Annotated in this window: 17 protein-coding genes; 5 read left to right on the forward strand and 12 right to left on the reverse strand. The window is 67.1% G+C overall.

Going from position 1 to position 19,418, the window contains the following annotated elements; genetic code table 11:
* Window positions 1-73: 73 nt before the first annotated feature.
* The 4 genes from prfB to smc form a co-directional block, all read right to left on the reverse strand.
* Window positions 74-1,169, reverse strand: a protein-coding gene (gene prfB / locus KRX52_RS17415; protein WP_217683007.1) for a peptide chain release factor 2 whose coding sequence is annotated in 2 segments (ribosomal slippage) — window positions 74-1,096 and window positions 1,098-1,169 — 1,095 coding nt in all. Because the reading frame shifts where the segments join, the coding sequence is not laid out codon by codon here.
* 174 nt (window positions 1,170-1,343) lie between these two features.
* Window positions 1,344-3,710: an NAD-dependent DNA ligase LigA gene (gene ligA, locus KRX52_RS17420; RefSeq protein WP_217683008.1), complete on the reverse strand. Its 2,367-nt coding sequence runs from the start codon at window positions 3,708-3,710 to the stop codon at window positions 1,344-1,346.
* A 110-nt stretch (window positions 3,711-3,820) separates the two neighbouring features.
* Window positions 3,821-4,705, reverse strand: coding sequence for a cell division protein ZipA (gene zipA, locus KRX52_RS17425; RefSeq protein WP_217683009.1), 885 nt, complete (start codon window positions 4,703-4,705; stop codon window positions 3,821-3,823).
* A gap of 146 nt (window positions 4,706-4,851) precedes the next feature.
* Complete coding sequence (gene smc / locus KRX52_RS17430; RefSeq protein ID WP_217683010.1) at window positions 4,852-8,340, reverse strand: chromosome segregation protein SMC; 3,489 nt, start codon at window positions 8,338-8,340, stop codon at window positions 4,852-4,854.
* A 302-nt stretch (window positions 8,341-8,642) separates the two neighbouring features.
* On the opposite strand from smc, the gene KRX52_RS17435 reads away from it, so the two are divergent.
* Together KRX52_RS17435 and KRX52_RS17440 are read left to right on the forward strand one after the other, a co-directional pair.
* On the forward strand, window positions 8,643-9,479 hold the full coding sequence (locus KRX52_RS17435; RefSeq protein ID WP_217683011.1) for an ion transporter: 837 nt from the start codon (window positions 8,643-8,645) through the stop codon (window positions 9,477-9,479).
* A gap of 83 nt (window positions 9,480-9,562) precedes the next feature.
* Window positions 9,563-10,558, forward strand: coding sequence for a sulfate ABC transporter substrate-binding protein (locus tag KRX52_RS17440; RefSeq protein WP_217683012.1), 996 nt, complete (start codon window positions 9,563-9,565; stop codon window positions 10,556-10,558).
* A 76-nt stretch (window positions 10,559-10,634) separates the two neighbouring features.
* On the opposite strand, the gene KRX52_RS17445 is transcribed toward KRX52_RS17440, so the two are convergent.
* Window positions 10,635-11,567: a hypothetical protein gene (locus KRX52_RS17445; protein ID WP_217683013.1), complete on the reverse strand. Its 933-nt coding sequence runs from the start codon at window positions 11,565-11,567 to the stop codon at window positions 10,635-10,637.
* Between the two features lie 244 nt (window positions 11,568-11,811).
* On the opposite strand from KRX52_RS17445, the gene guaD reads away from it, so the two are divergent.
* The 3 genes from guaD to KRX52_RS17460 all read left to right on the forward strand — a co-directional run bounded on the left by guaD (window position 11,812) and on the right by KRX52_RS17460 (window position 13,636).
* On the forward strand, window positions 11,812-13,125 hold the full coding sequence (guaD, locus tag KRX52_RS17450; protein ID WP_217683014.1) for a guanine deaminase: 1,314 nt from the start codon (window positions 11,812-11,814) through the stop codon (window positions 13,123-13,125).
* Window positions 13,126-13,214: 89 nt separating this feature from the next.
* The gene (locus tag KRX52_RS17455) at window positions 13,215-13,427 is read left to right on the forward strand and encodes a DUF4177 domain-containing protein (protein WP_217683015.1); all 213 of its coding nucleotides are present in this window, start codon (window positions 13,215-13,217) and stop codon (window positions 13,425-13,427) included.
* Entirely contained in the window at window positions 13,424-13,636 is a 213-nt protein-coding gene (locus tag KRX52_RS17460) for a hypothetical protein (protein WP_217683016.1), read from the forward strand. The genes KRX52_RS17455 and KRX52_RS17460 overlap by 4 nt, the downstream gene beginning before the upstream one ends.
* 131 nt (window positions 13,637-13,767) lie before the next feature.
* Here the strand turns inward: KRX52_RS17460 and ccmI are convergent, their stop codons facing one another.
* Genes ccmI through KRX52_RS17495 form a run of 7 tightly spaced genes read right to left on the reverse strand, consistent with a single transcriptional unit; the run spans window position 13,768 to window position 19,398 of the window.
* Window positions 13,768-14,970, reverse strand: coding sequence for a c-type cytochrome biogenesis protein CcmI (gene ccmI, locus KRX52_RS17465; RefSeq protein ID WP_217683017.1), 1,203 nt, complete (start codon window positions 14,968-14,970; stop codon window positions 13,768-13,770).
* The gene (locus KRX52_RS17470) at window positions 14,967-15,503 is read right to left on the reverse strand and encodes a cytochrome c-type biogenesis protein (protein ID WP_217683018.1); all 537 of its coding nucleotides are present in this window, start codon (window positions 15,501-15,503) and stop codon (window positions 14,967-14,969) included. Before KRX52_RS17470 ends, ccmI begins: the two co-directional genes overlap by 4 nt.
* Window positions 15,503-16,036: a DsbE family thiol:disulfide interchange protein gene (locus KRX52_RS17475; protein WP_217683019.1), complete on the reverse strand. Its 534-nt coding sequence runs from the start codon at window positions 16,034-16,036 to the stop codon at window positions 15,503-15,505. The genes KRX52_RS17470 and KRX52_RS17475 overlap by 1 nt, the downstream gene beginning before the upstream one ends.
* A complete protein-coding gene (locus KRX52_RS17480; protein ID WP_217683020.1) occupies window positions 16,033-18,006 on the reverse strand; it encodes a heme lyase CcmF/NrfE family subunit in 1,974 nt (657 codons plus the stop codon). The genes KRX52_RS17475 and KRX52_RS17480 overlap by 4 nt, the downstream gene beginning before the upstream one ends.
* Window positions 18,003-18,485, reverse strand: coding sequence for a cytochrome c maturation protein CcmE (gene ccmE, locus KRX52_RS17485; protein WP_217683021.1), 483 nt, complete (start codon window positions 18,483-18,485; stop codon window positions 18,003-18,005). The genes KRX52_RS17480 and ccmE overlap by 4 nt, the downstream gene beginning before the upstream one ends.
* Complete coding sequence (gene ccmD, locus KRX52_RS17490; RefSeq protein WP_217683022.1) at window positions 18,482-18,658, reverse strand: heme exporter protein CcmD; 177 nt, start codon at window positions 18,656-18,658, stop codon at window positions 18,482-18,484. The genes ccmE and ccmD overlap by 4 nt, the downstream gene beginning before the upstream one ends.
* Window positions 18,655-19,398, reverse strand: coding sequence for a heme ABC transporter permease (locus KRX52_RS17495; protein ID WP_217683023.1), 744 nt, complete (start codon window positions 19,396-19,398; stop codon window positions 18,655-18,657). Before KRX52_RS17495 ends, ccmD begins: the two co-directional genes overlap by 4 nt.
* Window positions 19,399-19,418: the final 20 nt, after the last annotated feature.

Raw genomic sequence — 19,418 nt, forward strand, 5'->3', positions numbered from 1 at the left:
GCGTGGCTGTCGCCACATCCGGGATTTGCGCGGTAGATCGAAAGCCCCCGGGTTCAACGGGGGGCGCCGTGCATTACAGGCCCTGCTTCAGACTCGCCTCGATGAACTCGTCCAGGTCACCGTCCAGCACCGCATCGCAGTTGCTCTCTTCGATACCGGTGCGCAGGTCCTTGATCCGCGACTGGTCGAGCACGTAGGAGCGGATCTGGTGGCCCCAGCCGATGTCCGACTTGGTGTCTTCCAGCGCCTGGGCGGCTGCGTTGCGCTTCTGCACTTCCAGCTCGTACAGCTTGGCCCGCAGCATCTTCATGGCGGTGTCGCGGTTGGCGTGCTGGGAGCGCTCGTTCTGGCAGCTGACCACGGTATTGGTGGGGATGTGGGTGATCCGCACCGCCGAGTCGGTGGTGTTCACGTGCTGGCCACCGGCACCCGAGGAGCGGTAGGTGTCGGTACGCAGATCGGCCGGGTTGATGTCGATCTCGATGTTGTCGTCGATTTCCGGCGAGGCGAACACCGCGGTGAACGAGGTGTGCCGGCGGTTGCCGGAGTCGAACGGGCTCTTGCGCACCAGGCGGTGCACGCCGATCTCGGTACGCAGCCAGCCGAAGGCGTACTCGCCCTTGATATGCACGGTGGCGCCCTTGATGCCGGCGACTTCGCCAGCGGACAGCTCCATGATGGTGGCTTCGAAACCGTGTTTGTCGGCCCAGCGCAGGTACATGCGCAGCAGCATGTTGGCCCAGTCCTGGGCCTCGGTGCCGCCGGAACCGGCCTGGATGTCGAGATAGGCGTTGTTGGCGTCCATCTCGCCGCTGAACATGCGGCGGAACTCAAGTTTCTCGAGGATCTCGCGCAGGCGCTCGACTTCGCTGGCGACGTCGTTCACCGCGCCTTCGTCGTTTTCCTCGACGGCCATGCCCAGCAGGTCGCTGGAGTCGGCCAGGCCGCTGGCCAGTTCGTCGAGCGTATCGACGATCTGCGCCAGCTGGGCGCGCTCGCGGCCCAGATTCTGCGCGTATTCCGGATTGTTCCAGACGTTCGGGTCTTCCAGCTCGCGATTGACTTCGGTCAGACGGTCATGCTTCTGATCGTAGTCAAAGATACCCCCGAATAGTCTGGGTACGGTTGGTCAGGTCCTTGATGCTGTTAAGGATCGGATTGATTTCCATGGCTGGCGTCACTCGCGGGCGGAACTGGAGAAAAGCGCAAAAGTATACGCCAGTCGCGGCGCGCTGGCAGCACACGCGCGACAAAGCACGCTGGCCAGCGTGATAGCAACACCCTACGCCCAGCCGTAGGGTGCGCCGCGCGCACCACAACGCCACAGGTGCGCACAGCGTACCCTACGCACCCAGCTCGGCCAGCCGGGCTAGGAAGGCCTGCTCGTCGAGTACCGGCACGCCCAGCTCGCTGGCCTTGGTCAGCTTGGAGCCGGCGCCGGGGCCGGCGACCACGCAGTGGGTCTTGGCCGATACCGAGCCAGCGACCTTGGCGCCCAGCGCCTCCAGCCGCGCCTTGCCTTCATCACGACTCATGGCCTCGAGCGTGCCGGTGAGCACCCAGGTCTGCCCGGCCAGCGGCAGGCCGGCGAGCACCTTCTTCTCGCTCTGCCAGTGCATGCCGAACTCGCGCAGTTGCGCCTCGATGGCACGGGCATGCACCACATTGGCCGGCGCGGCGAAGTGCTCTCGCAGCGCCTGCCTGGCCTTCTCGCTGAGCCCCTTGGTCACGCTCAGACTCAGCCAGTCCTGGCTGAGGGCGATCACCCCCTCGAGACTGCCGGCCGCTTCGGCGAGGTTCTTCGCCCCGGTGGCGGCAATCCCGGCGATGTTCAGCTTGTTGAGCAGCTCGGCCAGGGTGGCGCAGGCAGCGAACTCGGCGTGCAGCGCCCCCTCCTCCTGCAACACCACGCCACGTTCGAGCAGCTGGGCGATCACCGTGCGGTTGTGGTCGTCCGCGAAGAAGCTGTGGATCTCGTGGGCCACTTCCAGGCCGACATCCGGCAGCCAGGTCAGCACCTCCGGCAGCGCCACCTCGATGCGCGCCAGCGCACCGAGGGCGCGGGCCAGCAGCTTGGCGGTCTCCTCACCGACATCGGGAATGCCGAGGGCGTAGATGAAGCGCGCCAGACTCGGCCGCTTGCTGGCATCGATGGCCGCCAGCAGGTTGCGGGTGGACAGCTCGGCAAAGCCATCCAGCACCACCACCTGCTCGAAGGTCAGCAGGTAGAGGTCGGCCGGCGAGCGGACCAGCCCGACGTCGACCAGCTGCTCGACGATCTTGTCGCCAAGGCCGTCGATGTCCATGGCGCGGCGCGAGACGAAGTGGATGATCGCCTGCTTGAGCTGCGCCTGGCAGCTCAAGCGGCCGACGCAGCGGTAGATCGAGCCCTCGCTGACCGAGGCCTTGCCCTTGCCGCGCTTGATCAGCTGGGTACGCTCGACATACGAGCCGCATACCGGGCAGCTGTGCGGAATCGCCACCGCCCGCGCCTCGGCCGGGCGGCGCTCGAGCACCACCTGCATGACCTGCGGAATGACGTCACCGGCGCGGCGGACGATCACCGTATCGCCGATCATCAGCCCCAGCCGCTGCACCTCGTCCATGTTGTGCAGGGTCGCGTTGGAGACCGTCACTCCGGCCACCTGCACCGGTTTCAGGCGTGCCACCGGGGTCACCGCGCCGGTGCGACCGACCTGGAATTCCACGTCGAGCAGTTCGGTCAGCTCCTCCTGGGCGGGGAACTTGTGGGCAATCGCCCAGTGCGGAGTGCGGGCACGAAAGCCCAGCTGCTGCTGGTCGTCGAGGTTGTTGACCTTGAACACCACGCCATCGATGTCGTAGGCCAGGCCCTGCCGGCGCGCGCCAATCTCGCGGTAGTAGTCCAGGCAGCCCTGCACCCCCTTGGCCAGCCTAAGCTCGCGACTGATCGGCAGCCCCCAGCTCTTCAGCGCCTGCAGCAGACGGTAGTGGGTGTCCGGCAGCGCACCCTCGACCCGGCCGATACCGTAGGCACAGAACTCCAGCGGGCGACTGGCGGTGATCTTCGGATCGAGCTGGCGCAGGCTGCCGGCAGCGGCGTTGCGCGGGTTGGCGAAGGTCTTGCCGCCACTCTCGATAGCCCGGGCATTCAGCGCCTCGAAGCCGTCCTTGGGCATGAACACCTCGCCACGCACTTCCAGCACCGCCGGCCAGCCCTCGCCCTGCAGGCGCAGCGGGATATTGCGCACGGTGCGCACGTTGGCGCTGATGTCCTCTCCGGTGCTGCCGTCGCCGCGGGTGGCGCCGCGCACCAGCACGCCGTCCTGGTACAGCAGGCTGACCGCCAGCCCGTCGAGCTTGGGCTCGCAGCTGTACTCCACCTCGGTACCGCCGCCAAACAGGTCAGCCGATGGCAAGCCGAGCCCGCTCTGCACGCCGCGATCGAAACTGAGCAGATCTTCGTCGCTGAAGGCGTTGCCGAGGCTGAGCATGGGGATTTCGTGGCGCACCTGGCCGAAGGCGGACAACGCCTCGGCGCCGACGCGCTGAGTCGGCGAATCGGCCGTCACCAGCTCGGGATGCTCGACTTCCAGCGCCCTGAGCTCGTTGAACAGGCGGTCATATTCGGCATCCGGGACACTCGGCTCGTCGAGCACGTAATAGCGGTAGTTGTGCTCGTTGATGGCGGTGCGCAATTGCTCGATGCGCCGGGCAGCGTTACTGGTCATAAGAGGCAATCCGTCAAACGAAAAGAGCAGCCGGGGCTGCTCTTTTTGCGCTGTCTGTTCACAAGACGGCACTGCGTCAGGTGCAGGGCCGCTTTATCACGTTGCAATACTCAGCGTTTGTTCATCAGCGCCCGGCGCTCGAACTCGACGATGCGCTGGCGGTAATGTTCGATAGTCTGCGCGGTCATCACGCTGCGCTGCTCGTCCTTGAGTTCGCCACCCAGCTCGTGAGCCAACTTGCGCGCGGCAGCGACCATCAGGTCGAAGGCCTGCTTGGGATGGCGCGGGCCGGGCAGGCCGAGGAAGAAGCTCACCGCACGGGTACTGAAGTGGTCGATGTCGTCCAGATCGAAGGTGCCGGGCTTGACCGCGTTGGCCATGGAGAACAACACCTCGCCGTTGCCAGCCATGCTTTCGTGGCGATGGAAAATGTCCATGTCGCCGAAGCGCAGGCCGCTTTCCAGAATGCTCTGCAACAGCGCCGGGCCCTTGAAGCCCTCAGGGTCGCGGGCGACCACGCTGATCACCAGCACCTCCTCCACCGGTGGCAGGTCGCGGGGCGGCGCGGAGGGAGCGGCCTTGTCGGCCTTCTCGCTCGCCTTGTCGGCCACCTTGTCGCGAGGCTTGTCCTTGCTGCGCGGCTCCTCGATCAGGTCGTCGGCCGCCGGCATGCGCAGCGGCGCGGCCACCGGCTCAGTCATGCCAAGCTCCAGATCGCCCGCCAGCGGCTCGCCGCGACGCTTGCTGCGCGGCTCCAGCGCAGGCTCCAGCAGATCGTCCTCGTCCAGCGAGGGCTCCTGATGCTTGTCGACCACGCGCGCCGGCCCCAGCAGCTCCGTATCGCCATCATCGTCAGGCAGATTGGCAGCGCTGCGGTCGAGCTTGAACTTCAGACGGCCCCTGCCGCCGCGCATGCGGCGCCAGCCATCAATCAGGATTCCGCCGATCACAATAATACCGATGACGATCAGCCATTCGCGCAAACCGATGTCCATGAAAGACACATTCCCCTATCCGAATCCGGGCAAATCAATTGCAAGTTGGCAAGCACAGCGGCCGGCTCGAACCGTTTATATACCGCAACGCCTTGTAATAGCCCATAAATTAACATGACGACACAAACTATACACCGTTCGTATTGTCAGGCTTCCGCCAAAGCCACCGCCTCCTCGACGTTGACCGCCACCAGACGCGAACAGCCCGGCTCGTGCATGGTCACACCCATCAACTGGTCCGCCATTTCCATGGCGATCTTGTTGTGGGTGATATAGATGAACTGCACCTTCTCCGACATTTCCTTGACGAGTCGTGCATAACGGCCAACGTTGGCATCGTCCAGCGGCGCATCCACTTCGTCGAGCATGCAGAACGGCGCCGGATTGAGTTGGAAGATGGAAAACACCAGGGCCAGCGCGGTCAGCGCCTTCTCGCCACCGGACAGCAGATGGATGGTGCTGTTCTTCTTGCCGGGCGGGCGCGCCATGATCGCCACCCCTGTATCGAGTAGATCTTCGCCGGTAAGTTCCAGATAGGCCTGACCGCCGCCGAACACTTTGGGAAACAGCGCCTGCAGACCGCCATTGATCTGCTCGAAGGTTTCCTTGAAGCGGTTGCGGGTTTCCTTGTCGATCTTGCGGATAACGCTTTCCAGGGTGTCCAGCGCCTCGACCAGATCGTCGTTCTGCGCATCCAGGTAGCGCTTGCGCTCGGACTGCTGCTGGTACTCGTCGATGGCGGCGAGGTTGATCGGCCCCAGACGCTGGATGCGTGCCGCCAGCTGCTCCAGCTGACTCTCCCACTCGCGCTCGGCAGCCGCCTCGGGCAGATTGGCCAGCACCGTGGGCAGATCATAGCCATCCTCGACCAGCTGATCCTCGAGGGTCTTGCGCCGCACACTCAAGGTCTGCCAGTCGAGACGCTGCTGTTCGAGCTGACCACGCAGCAGCTGGGCCTGCTGCTCGGCGCTGCTGCGGCGCTTCTCGGCGTCGCGCAACTCGCGGTCGGCATCGTCCAGCGCCAGGCGCGCCAGGCGCATTTCCTCGTCGACCTGCATGCGCCGCTCGAGCAGCTCCTCGAGGCGCAAGCGCAGCTCCTGCAGCGGCTCGTCGCCTTCCTCGAGGTTGAGGCTGAGCTGCTCGCAGCGCTCGACCAGACGCGCCGCCTGCAGCTCGAGGCGCTCCAGCGCCTGGCGAGTGGAGTCGTGCTGGGCACGCAGCGAGCCGAGGCGCACGGCCAGCTGGTGGGCGTGATCCTTGTGCTGGCGGCTGTCCTGGCGCACCCGGTCGAGGCGCTCGCGCAAGGCATCGCGGGTGACCAGCAGCTGCTCGCGCTGCTCGGTGTCGCTGGCCATGGCATCCAGCGCATCCTGCAGGTACAGGCGCGACTCGCCCAGCTGCTCCACCTCCTGGGCGCGCTGCTCGGCCTGCTCGGCCAGCTCCTCTTCGAGGCGGCGGCGACGCAAGGCCAGCTGCTCATGGCGCGCCTGGCTGGCGGAGAGGCGCGCCTTGAGCTCGCCCTGGCGGCGGTTCTCTTCCTGCAGGCGCCGGCGCTGCTGCTCGCGGGCGTCCTCCTGCCGGGTCTGCTGCTCGCGCAGTTGCTGCAGGCGTTCTTCCAGTGCCGCCAGCGTCGCCTCCAGCACTTCGCGCTCGCCGGCCAAGCGCACCAGCTCCTGACCGCGCGCCAGCACACCGCTTTCCGCCTCGCTGGCGCGACGCACGCGCAGGAAATGCCGGCCGACCCAGTAGCCGTCGCGACTGATCAGGCTTTCGCCTTCGGCCAGGCTGGCGCGCACGGCCAGGGCCTCGTCCAGCGATTCCACCGCACGCACGCGGCCAAGCCAGGGACTCAGATCGACCGGCGCCTGCACCTTGTCCAGCAGGCTGCCGCCCGAGCGGGCCACGCCGCCAGCGCTGCAGGCCAGGCGCAGCTCGCCCTGGGCGAACGCGGTCAGGGCCAGGCCGACGAAATCGTCCAGCAGCACCGCCTGCAGGTCGGCGCCCAGCACGGTTTCCACCGCCAGCTCCCAACCGGCCTCGACACACAGGCCTTCGGCCAGGCGTGGCCGCGCAGTCAATTCATTGTCGCGCAGCCACTCGGCCGCGCCGGCGCCGGGGTCCAGCGCCGCCTGCTGCAGCGCTTCCAGCGAGGCGATACGGCCGTTAAGCCGTTGCAGCTCGCCCTGAGCCTGCTGCTGGTCGCGACCGGCCTGCTGCAACTCGTCGCGCAGTTGCTGCAGGCCCTCGGCCAGCTGTTCCTCGCCAGCCTGCAGGCCTTCCAGCTCCGACTCGCCCTCGGCCAGCTGCTCGGCGAGTTCCTCCATCTGCGCCGCGGCCGGATCGTCGGCCAGCTGGCGACGCTCGTCCTGCAGGCGCCGCTCGCGCTCGACCAGGCGCTCGAGGCTCTGCTCCAGCTGCTGGATGCGCGCCTGCTGCACCTCGGCCTGGCGCCGCGGCTCGGCGCTGCGCTGGTTGAAGCCGTCCCACTGCTCCTGCCAGGCCTGCATGGCGCCTTCCGCCTCCTCGAGACCGGCGGCGCCCTCCTCGGCCGCGGCCTGCGCCAGCGCCTGCTCGGGCTCGAGCATCGCCAGCTCCTCGGCCAGAGTGGTCAGCAGCTCGCGGTCATGGGCCAGATGGCTGGCGGTTTCCGCGCGGGCACGCTCGGCTTCGCGCAGGTCGTCCTGCAGCTGGCGCAGGCGCTGCTGGCCGTGCTGGATGCTCTGCTCGATGCGGGCAATGTCGCCGCCCACCGAATAGAAGCGTGCCTGCACCTGATTGAAGCCTTCCGACAGCTCGTGATGGCCGTCGCGCAGCCGCTCGATGCTGGCGTCGGCGTTGCGCTGCTCGGCGACCAGCGCCTCCATGGCCACTTCCTGGTCGCCGATCACCGACTGTCGCTGTCGCGCCAGCTCGTCGAGCGCCAGCCAGCGCAGGGCGGCCAGCTCGGCCTTGAGCTGGCGCTCCTCGGCCTTGTACTGCTGGTACTTCTCGGCGGCCTGGGCCTGGCGCTGCAGACGCTCGAGCTGGCGCTCCAGCTCCTGGCGCAGGTCGGCGAGACGCTCGAGGTTTTCCTGGGTGCGGCGGATGCGGCTCTCGGTCTCGCGGCGCCGCTCCTTGTACTTGGAGATGCCCGCGGCTTCCTCGATGAAGTTGCGCAGATCCTCGGGCCGCGCCTCGATCAGCTTGGAGATCATCCCCTGCTCGATGATCGAGTAGCTGCGCGGGCCGAGGCCGGTACCGAGGAAGATGTCGGTGATGTCGCGCCGCCGGCACTTGGTACCGTTGAGGAAGTAGGTGTTCTGGGCGTCGCGGGTGACCCGGCGGCGGATGGAGATCTCGCTGTAGGCGGCGTACTCGCCGAGCAGACTGCCGTCGCTGTTGTCGAACACCAGCTCGATGGAGGCCTGGCTGACCGGCTTGCGGGTGTTGGAGCCGTTGAAGATGACGTCGGTCATCGACTCGCCGCGGAGGTTCTTCGCCGAACTTTCGCCCATCACCCAGCGCACGGCGTCGATGATGTTGGACTTGCCGCAACCGTTGGGACCCACCACCGCCGCCATGTTGCTCGGGAAGCTCACCGTGGTCGGGTCGACGAACGACTTGAAGCCCGCCAGGCGGATGCACTTCAGACGCATGGCACGACACTCCGGGCACGACCCCACCGCAGCGCGAGCAGGCACGGCTGCAGACAGCGGGCATTCGGGGGGGCGCCGGTGGCGGACTGGAGGATCATGGGCAGGCGTCTGTCACGGGTTGCGCGGCGCGGCAGTCTACCACAGGGTCCTGCCGCTCCAAGCGGGGCGCCGCCGCGCTTTGCCTGCAGCGTCACAAGCACGCCTCGCCGGGGCGCGCACGCGGCGGCACAAAGCCCGCTAACATAGGCAAAATGAACCTGGACAGCCGCGCGGCCCGACCTGCGCCTGGATCGAGAAGCCCCATGACGCAACCGTCCCCCCCGCAGAGTTGGCGCGAACGCCTGTATATCATCATCTTCCACGCCGATACCCCGGCCGGGAAGCGCTTCGACGAAATCCTCCTGCTGGCCATCCTCGCCAGTCTGGTCGTGGTGATGCTCGACAGTGTCAACTCGATCCACCAGCACTACGCCCTGCCGCTGGCCGGGCTGGAGTGGGGCTTCACCGCGCTGTTCGCCGCCGAATACCTGCTGCGCCTGTACTGCTCGCCCAAGCCGCTGCGCTACGCCTTCAGCTTCTACGGGGTGGTCGACTTGCTCGCCGTGCTGCCGGCGCTGCTGGCGCTGGTCTACACCGGCGCCCAGTACCTGATGATTGTCCGCGTGCTGCGCATGTTGCGGGTGTTCCGGATCCTCAAGCTGACGCCCTACCTGAGCCAGGCCAACTTCCTGCTGGTGGCGCTGCGCGGCAGCCAGCAGAAGATCACCGTCTTCCTGCTGACCGTGAGCACCCTGGTCATCGTGTTCGGCACCCTGATGTACGTGGTCGAGGGACCGCACCACGGTTTCACCAGCATCCCCACCAGCATCTACTGGGCGGTGGTGACGCTGACCACCGTCGGCTTCGGCGACATCACGCCGAAGACCCCGCTCGGCCAGGGCCTGGCCACCCTGATCATGATCACCGGCTATTCGATCATCGCCGTACCCACCGGCATCTTCACCGCCGAACTGGCCAGCGCCATGCGTGGCGGTAGCGAAAGCCTGCAGCATGCCTGCCCGACCTGCGGCAAAGCGGAGCATGAGGCCAGCGCCGGCTTCTGCAGTCGCTGCGGCCATCCACTATTCCCAAAGTTATAAACAAATATCTACATGGTATTTATTGGAATAAAAAAGCAGCTGTTATAGTCCCGGGATAATTACACTGCCTTGAGGACATGCCCGTGAAACGACTGTTCAGTGCCTCCCTGCTGGCCGCCTCCCTGCTGGCGGCCGGTACCAGTCAGGCTGCCACCCTGCTCAACGTCTCCTACGACGTGATGCGCGACTTCTACAAGGACTACAACCCGGCGTTCCAGAAGCACTGGCAGGCCGAGGGTGGCAAGCCGCTGACCATCCAGATGTCCCACGGCGGCTCGAGCAAGCAGGCCCGCGCGGTGATCGATGGCCTGCCGGCCGACGTGATCACCATGAACATGGCCACCGACATCAACGCCCTGCACGACCACGGCCAACTGATCCCGCAGGACTGGGCGGCCCGCCTGCCGGACAACAGCGCGCCCTTCACCTCGGCCACCGTGTTCATCGTGCGCAAGGGCAACCCCAAGGGCCTCAAGGACTGGCCGGACCTGCTGAAGAGCGGCGTCGAGGTGGTGGTTCCCAACCCGAAAACCTCGGGCAACGGCCGCTACACCTACCTGTCGGCCTGGGGCTACGTGCTGAAGAACGGCGGTGACGAAAAGGCGGCCAAGGACTTCGTCGGCAAGCTGTTCAAGCAGGCACCGGTGCTGGACACCGGCGGTCGCGCCGCCACCACCACCTTCATGCAGAACCAGATCGGCGACGTGCTGATCACCTTCGAGAACGAAGCCGAGATGATCGCCCGCGAATTCGGCCGCGGCGGCTTCGAAGTGGTCTACCCGAGCGTGTCCGCCGAGGCGGAGCCGCCCGTGGCGGTGGTCGACAAGGTGGTCGACAAGAAAGGCACTCGCAAGGAGGCCGAGGCCTACCTGAAGTACCTGTGGTCGGACGAGGCCCAGCGCATCGCCGCCAACAACTACCTGCGCCCGCGCAACCCGGCGATCCTCGCCGAGTTCGCCGACCGCTTCCCGAAAGTGGATTTCCTGCCGGTGGTGAAGACCTTCGGCGAGTGGCCGCAGATCCAGAAGACTCACTTCAACGACGGCGGCGTGTTCGACCAGGTCTATACCGCGCAATAACACTGACGCGAACAAAAAAGGCGCTGCGGTTTATCCCCAGCGCCTTTTTGCATTTAGCCGGCCACGCCGCACGGCGCTACCACTGGCGCCCGCCCCGGTAGTCCTGGTGCTGCACGCCACCACGGGAGCCCTCAGCCTCCTGCCGATCGCGCGGATTCGACTGGATCAGCGCACGCCGGGTGCGCTGCTGATCCTGCTCGCGCCCCTGCGTACGCTGCTCGCTGTGCCGCTCGGAGCGCTGTTCACCCCGCTGGTCATTGCCACGCTGATCACGCTGCTGCCATTGCCCACCCTGACGCCCATCGTAACGCGGCGACTGGCGATTCTGTGGCGTGTCCTGGCGCTCCCAGCGGTTGTCGCCGCGATTGCGCTGCATGTCGTGCGGCTGGAGATCGCGGCGACTCGGGGCGTCGCGCAGATCGCGGTTGTCCCGCTGCTCCCAGCGGTTGTCGACCCGCTTGCGCTCCATCTCACGCTGCTGCAGGTCACGCCGATTCTGGTAATTGCGCAGGTCGCGGTTGTCCCGCTGCTCCCAGCGGTTGTCGTCCCGCTTGCGCTCCATCTCGCGCTGCTGCAGATCGCGCCGATGCTGGTAATTGCGCAGATCGCGGTTGTCCCGCTGCTCCCAGCGGTTGTCGTCGCGGCGGTCATAGCGGTCATAGCCGCGCCCGGGCGCGTCGTCGAAACGCCGCCCCGGGTAACCCGGGTAGTAACGCTGGCCCAGCCGCGGCGGTACGTAGCGATGCTCGATTATCCGCCACGGACCGTTGTAGCGCGGCCCCGAGCTCCAGTAATTGTCATGCCAGCGATAGTACGTATGGTCGTGGTAGTAGACGTACGGGTAACCGATGCTGACGTACACCCGCAGATCGTCATCCCAGCGCCACTGACCATAAGAGGGCGGCGGGTAAGGCCTGCCGTAGTATGGGCCGGGATCTCCCGCGGTAACGGTGCAGGCAGTCAGCGGCAGGAGCAGCGCGATCAGTATTCCTACAGCAAAACGCCTCATTTGCTAGCCTCCACAGCAGGAAAGAACCTGCTGAAAGCGTTGATTGGCGGCACCCGCACGCATCATCACGACTGCCATTGTTGCTCTCGGTGCGCCTGGCGCGCCCGAGCAGGAAGGTACGCATTACCCAGCCCCGAAACTACACGGCGGCGTCACAAAGTCAGACAACGCGCCGGGGGACTTGTTGCAACGACCGCCGGACAACCGCAACACTGTGGCAGAGATCACCAGGCAGCCCGCCCGCATGAGCGCTCCACTGCACGCCTACCGCACCGCCCTGCTGTACAGCCTGGACGACCCAGCCAGGGTCGGTGTCGATTCCAGCTATCGCTATCTGCCGGACGGCCTGTTGCTGGTCGAGGCGGGCCGCATCCGCGCCATCGACAGCGCGGCGAACCTGCTGCCGCAGCTGCCGGCCGGCACCCCGCTGCAGCACTGGTCCGACACGCTGATCGTCCCCGGCTTCGTCGACACCCACATCCACTACCCACAGACCGGCATCGTCGGCGCCGGCGGCGAGCAGCTGCTGGACTGGCTGGCGCGCCACACCTATCCGGCCGAACTACGCTTCGCCGACCGCGACTACGCCGAACAGGTGGCGCGCTTCTTCGTCGCCGAGCTGCTGCGCAACGGCACTACCAGCGCCCTGGTGTTTCCGACCGTGCACCCCGAGTCGGTGGATGCTTTCTTCACGGTCGCCGCCGAACTGGACCTGCGCATGCTGTGCGGCAAGGTGCTGATGGACCGCAACGCCCCGCCGGCGCTGTGCGACACCGCACAGCGCGGCTACGAGCAGAGCCAGGCGCTGATCGAGCGCTGGCACGGCAGGGGCCGCCTCGGCTATGCGGTGACGCCGCGCTTCGCCGGCAGCTGCAGCGACGCGCAGCTGGCGATAGCCGGGCGTCTGCTGCGCGAGTATCCCGGCGTGCACCTGCACACCCATCTGGCCGAGAACCGCAAGGAGGTCGCCTGGGTACGCTCGCTGTTCCCCGCGCGCAGCAGCTACCTGGACGTCTACGCCCACCACGACCTGGTCGGCCCGCGCTCGGTGTTCGCCCACGCCATCCACCTCGGCGACCGCGACTGCCGGCAGCTGGCCGCCAGCGGCGCCGCGGTGGCCTTCTGCCCCACCTCCAACCTGTTCCTCGGCAGTGGCCTGTTCGACCTCGGCCGTGCGGAACGGCTGGGCCTGAAGGTCGGCATCGGCAGCGACATCGGCGCCGGCACCAGCTTCTCGCTGCTGCAGACGCTGAACGAGGCGTACAAGGTGGAACAGTTGCAGGGCCGCACCCTCGATCCCTTCAAGGCGCTGTACCTGGCCACCCTCGGCGGCGCCCGCGCGCTCGGCCTGGACGACCGGATCGGCAGCCTCGCCCCCGGCCACGAGGCCGATTTCGTGGTGCTGGACTGGCAGGCCACGCCGCTGCTGCAGTTCCGCCTGCAGCAGGCGCAGAGCCTCGCCGAACGCCTGGCCGTGTTGCTGACCCTCGGTGACGACCGCGTGGTGCGGGAAACCTTCGTCGCCGGACAGTCGCGGCATCGGCGCGACGCGAACTGAGCCGTGGCTGCTTTCGCGACATTCGCGCTCCGCTATCATGGCCGCGCGCAGCACACCGGCTGCCCGTTCACCACAAACAGGACAATGCGATGAAGGAATACAAGGTCACCCTGTACCGGGAAGGCATGCTCGGCTCGCTGCTGCTCGGCGCCTCCAAGGTCGACCCGGAGAAGTTCAGCGACTTTCTCAACCGGAACGCCCGCGAGGGCTGGCGGGTGATCACCATGGAAAAGGACGTCCGCCGCATGCTGTTGCTGTGGAAGCGCGAAGCCTATCTGGTGATCATGGAGCGCGACCGGTGAGAACCGGCGCGATCGTCTGCCTGCTCGTCTTCGTCAGCTGGGTTGCGCTGGCGCTGGTGCAGCTGTGGTTCGCCCCGCTGAGCGGCGAGCTGTTCTTCAAGCTGACCGTCACCGCCGGGGCGCTGTTCGTCGTCGCCCTCGCCATCACCCTGGTGGTGAACGAGTACGGTCGCAACAAGAAGCTCAAAGACGGCGGCTATCTCGATTGATCCCCGCCGCCCCGCAGGGTGGGTCAGGCCGCAGGCCGTAACCCACCAACCGGTCGCAAGACCGGCCTGCAGCATGCCTGGCGGCATGATCGGCGGGTTACGCCGCAATGCGGCGAACCCACCCTGCATCACTACTTCTGATCGGCCCGATCAATCACCAGCTTCTGGTCGCCGACCTCGGCGGTCTTGAGGACCTCGCTCTGGCCGACCCATTCGCCGGCAGTCGGCGTGCCGGCCCGGGAAACCCGCGCCACCAGGCGGATCTCGGCGAAGTTGGACAGCTTCAACTGCGGCATCATGGCATCGCTGTCGGACAGGCTGACCTCCACCGGCAGGTCGGAGACCTTCAGGCGTTTGGCGGCCAGCGGCATCGGCGGGCCGGAGGCGGCGCGGGCGAAGATGAACAGGGTATCGTCCGGCTGCACCTTGGCGGCCAGTTCCGGCGCCAGGCTGACACTCACCTTGATGGCCAGCGGCGCCGCGGGCGGCGGCGCTTCGGGCATGCTTTCGCCACGCGCGGCGAGCTGCTCGCGAGCACGGGCGATGCCGCCCTGGATCGGCTCGCGCGACGGGTCGTTCGGTTGCAGCGTGGCGACCAGACGCTCCCAATAGCGCACCGCATCGACGAAACGCTGCTCCTCGAAAGCGGCGATGCCGAGCAGGCCGAGGGTGGTGGGCTCCTGCGGGTCGAGGCGCAGCGTTTCCTCGCCGAGACTGCGCACCTCGTCGGTGAACTTCTGTCCGCCGGCGAAGTACAGCGCCTGCGCCCACTGGCCGAGCAGCTCCGGCTGGCGGCCCGCCAGCTCGACGGCACGCCCGAAGGCCGGGGCGGCCTCCTTGGGACGCTGCTGGGCCATGTAGGTGCGGCCGAGGAAGTACCAGGCCTCGGCCTGATCCGGTTGCAGACGCACCGTCTCCTCGAGACGCGCGGTCATTTCCTCGATGTTCTTCGGCTCGGTGGCCAGCTGCTGGCTCAGCTTGAGCGCATCGCTGGCGCCCCAGTGCAGGTACAGGCCGAGGCCGAGCACCGGCATCAGCAGGGCCATCGCCAGCGGCAGCCAGCGGCCCAGTTTGCGCTGCGCGCCTTCGGCCTGTTCGGCGTCGGCCAGCAGCTCGCGAGCGGCCTCGCCACGGCCGGTTTCCAGCTGGGCGGCATCGAGGGCGCCGGCCGCATGCTGGGCGTCCAGTTCGGCGACGCGCTCCTGGTACAGGGCGACGTTGAGGGCGGTGCGGTCTTCCTCGGCCTGGGCGCGACGGCCGCGCAGCAGCGGAATCAGCAGGAAAGCGAACGCCACCAGCAGCAGCGCTGCGGCGGCAAGCCAGAAAGCGGTCATCGGTCAGCCTTGGTGTGGTCGGCGGAGCTCTGCTCGGCCGAGCTCGTGTGAACAGAATTCTTCAGCAGTTGCTCGAGGCGCGCACGCTCCTCGGCGGAGAGGTCGGCACCCTGGCCGGAGGCCGCGGGACGACGGCGGCGCAGGACGATCAGCGCCAGCACGCCGAGGCCGCCGCCGAGCAGCAGCCACGGGCCGTACCAGAGCAGCCAGGTGCGCGCGTTGACCGGCGGGTTGTAGCGTACGAAGTCGCCGTAGCGGGCCACCAGGAAGTCGACGATCTCGTCGTTGCTCTTGCCCTCGCCGAGCATGCGGTGGATCTCGCGGCGCAGGTCCATGGCGATCGGCGCATCGGAGTCGGCGATGTTCTGGTTCTGGCACTTCGGGCAGCGCAGCTCCTCGGTGAGGGTGCGGTAGCGGGCGCGGTCGCCCTCGTCCTTGAACTCGTAGGTGTCGATGGCCGCGTGGGCGCCCAGCGACAGGGTCAGGCCCAGCAGGCCCCCGGCCAGCCAACGGTTGCTCAGCAGTCGTTTCATCAGTGTGCGTCCACCAGTTCTTGGTACAGCGGCGCCAGCTGCTCGCGCCAGACCCGCTGGTCGATGGCGCCGACGTACTTGTGGCGGATGATGCCGTCCTTGTCGATCAGGAAGGTCTCCGGCGCCCCGTAGACGCCGAGGTTCAGGCCCAGGCTGCCGGCCTTGTCCTCGATATTGAGCTGGTAGGGATCGAGGTAGTCCTTGAGCCACTTGCGCGCCGCGGCGTTGTCGTCCTTGTAGTTGACGCCGATGATGTTCACGCCCTGTCCGGCCAGCTGGTTGAGCATCTGGTGCTCGGCCTTGCAGGTCGGGCACCAGGTCGCCCAGACGTTGACCAGCGCCGGCTTGCCCTTGAGGTCGGCGGCGCTGAGGGTGCGCGCCGAGTCGTGCACCGAAGGCAGCGCGAACTCGGGAAACGGCTTGCCGATCAGTGCCGAGGGCAATTCGGCCGGATCGAGGAACAGGCCGCGGTAGAGGAACACCGCGAGCCCCAGGAACAGCGCCAGCGGCAGCAACAGGATTGCGCGTTTCATGCTTGAGCTCCAGTCATGCCCAAGGCCTCGCGGGCCTTGGTGGTCACCTTGACCCGGTAGCGGCGGTCGAGGGCGGCGAGGAAGCCGCCGAGGCCCATCAGCAGGCCGCCCAGCCAGATCCAGCGCACGAACGGCTTGACGTGCAGGCGCACGGCCCAGGCGCCGTCTTCCAGCGGCTCGCCGAGCGCCACGTAGAGGTCGCGGGTGAAGCCCGGATCGATGCCGGCCTCGGTCATCGGCATGCGCTGCACGGTGTACAGGCGCTTCTCCGGGTGCAGCACGGTGATCTCGCGGCCGTCCTGCAGCACGTGCACGGTGGCGCGGTCAGAGGTGTAGTTCGGCCCCTGATGGTGCTTGGCGCCATCGAAGACGAACTGGTAACCGCCGACTTCGACCGACTCGCCCGGCGCCATGCGCAGGTCGCGCTCCAGCGCGTACTGGCTGGACAGCACCACGCCGAGGGCACACACGGCGATGCCGAAGTGGGCAATCTGCATACCCCAGTAGCTGCGCGACAGGCCGGCGATGCCCTTGAGCAGGCCCTTGTGGCGAGTCTTGTCGAGCAGGTCGCGCAGCCCGGCGAGCACCACCCAGGCGGCCAGCAGGCAGGTGGCCAGCACCGCCCAGTGGAAGTCGCCGAACAGCCAGGCACCGAGCAGGCCGAACGCACCGCTGACCACCAGCACCGGCAGCAGCATGCCACTCAGCCACTTCAGCGGGGTGTCCTTCCAGCGCACCAGCACGCCGACCCCGAGGGCCAGCATGAGGATGGCCATCAGCGGCAGGAACAGCGCATTGAAGTACGGCGGGCCGACCGACAGCTTGGCGCCGGTCAGCGCATCCAGCACCAGCGGGTACAGGGTGCCGAGCAGGACCATCGCACAGGCCACCACCAGCACCAGGTTGTTGGCCAGCAGCAGGGTCTCGCGCGACCACAGACCGAAACCGATGTTGCTCTTGACCACCGGCGCGCGCAGGGCGAACAAGGTCAGCGAGCTGCCGACCACGAACAGCAGGAAGATCAGGATGAAGGTGCCGCGCTCGGGGTCGGCGGCGAAGGCATGCACCGAGGTCAGCACGCCGGAGCGCACCAGGAAGGTGCCGAGCAGGCTCAGCGAGAAGGCGGCGATGGCCAGCAGCACCGTCCAGCTCTTGAACACGCCGCGTTTCTCGGTCACCGCCAGCGAGTGCAGCAGCGCCGTGCCGACCAGCCAGGGCATCAGCGAGGCGTTTTCCACCGGGTCCCAGAACCACCAGCCGCCCCAGCCCAGCTCGTAGTAGGCCCACCAGGAGCCGAGCACGATGCCGATGCCGAGGAAAGCCCAGGCGACGATGGTCCACGGCCGCGACCAGCGCGCCCAGGCGGCGTCGAGGCGACCGCCGAGCAGCGCGGCGATGGCGAAGGCGAACACCACCGAGAAGCCGACGTAGCCCATGTACAGCATCGGTGGGTGGGCGATCAGGCCGATATCCTGCAGCAGCGGGTTGAGGTCGCGGCCGTCGGTTGGCGCGTTGGGCAGCAGGCGCTCGAACGGGTTGGAGGTGACGATCAGGAACAGCAGGAAGCCGACGCTGATCATGCCCATCACCGACAGCACGCGGGCCAGCATCACTTCCGGCAACTGACGGGAGAACACCGACACGGCGAAGGTCCAGGCGCCGAGGATCAGCGCCCACAGCAGCAGCGAGCCCTCGTGGGCGCCCCACACCGCGCTGAACTTGTAGAACCACGGCAGCGCGCTGTTGGAGTTCTTCGCGACGTAGGCCACCGAGAAGTCGTCGACCAGGAAGGCCTGGGTCAGGCACAGGAACGAGAACAGGAGGAAGGCGAACTGGCCCCAGGCCGCCGGCCGGGCCAGGCCCATCCACTGGCGATCGCCGCGCCAGGCGCCGATCAGCGGCAGGCTCGCCTGCACCATAGCCAGGCACAGGGCGAGGATCATGGCCAGGTGGCCGAGTTCGGGGATCATTGCGCGCCTCCCATCTGACCGCCGGCGCTGGCCGGCATGCTGCCTTCCGGCAGCTTGCCGCTGTCCTTGAGCGCCTTGGTCACTTCCGGCGGCATGTACTTCTCGTCGTGCTTGGCCAGCACCTCGTCGGCCACCAGCACGCCCTCTTCGTTCAGGCGACCGAGCGCGACTATGCCCTGCCCTTCGCGGAACAGGTCGGGGAGGATGCCGCGGTAGCGGATGGTCACGTCCTTGGCGAAATCGGTGACCACGAACTGCACGTCCAGCGAGTCGGCCGAGCGGCTCACCGAGCCCGTGCGGACCATGCCACCGGCACGGATGCGGGTGTCCTGCGGCGCCTCGCCGGCGGCGATCTGCGTCGGCGTGTAGAACAGGTTGATGTTCTGCTGCAGGGCGCTGAGCGCCAGGCCCACCGCCACGCCGACCCCGGCGAGGATGCCGAGAATGATAAACAGGCGTTTCTTGCGTAGCGGATTCATTGCTTGTTCTCCCGGCGCAGACGGCGCGCCTCGTCTTGCAGGTAACGCCGGCGCGCCAGGATTGGCAGCGCCACGTTCAGGGCCAGGACCGCCAGGCTGATGCCGTAGGAGGTCCAGACGTACAGGCCATGCTTGCCCATGGCGAAGAAATCGGCGAAGGACTCGAAACTCACAGGCTGCGCTCCACTTCAGCTTTGACCCAGCTGGCCCGCGACTCGCGCTTGAGCACCTCGAGGCGCATGCGCAGCAGCAGGGCGACGGCGAAGAAGCAGTAGAAACCGATGACCATCACCAGCAGCGGCACCCACATCTCCGCCGGCATCGCCGGCTTTTCGGTGATCTTGAAGGTCGCCGGCTGGTGCAGGGTGTTCCACCACTCCACCGAGTACTTGATGATCGGGATGTTGATCACCCCGACGATGGCCAGCACGGCGCAGGCCTTGGCCGCGCTGTCGCGGTTGCTGATCGACTGGCCGAGGGCGATCACCCCGAAGTAGAGGAACAGCAGGATCAGCATCGCGGTCAGCCGCGCGTCCCAGACCCACCAGGCGCCCCAGGTCGGCTTGCCCCACACCGCGCCGGTGACCAGGGCAATGAAGGTCATCCAGGCACCGATGGGCGCGGCGCACTGCAGGGCGACGTCGGCCAGCTTCATCTTCCACACCAGGCCGACCACGCCGGCCACCGCCAGCATGATGTAACAGGACTGGGCGAGGATCGCCGCCGGCACGTGGATGTAGATGATCCGGAAGCTGTTGCCCTGCTGGTAATCCGGCGGCGCGAAGGCCAGGCCCCAGACCGTGCCGACAGCGATCAGCAGCGCCGCCGCCGCGCCCAGCCAGGGCAGCCAGCGGCCGCTGATGTCGTAGAACCACTTGGGCGAGCCGAGCTTGTGAAACCACGTCCAGTTCATAGAAACCGCCTCGAAACTGC

It is taken from the genome of Geopseudomonas aromaticivorans, from assembly GCF_019097855.1.
Taxonomy (GTDB): domain Bacteria; phylum Pseudomonadota; class Gammaproteobacteria; order Pseudomonadales; family Pseudomonadaceae; genus Geopseudomonas; species Geopseudomonas aromaticivorans.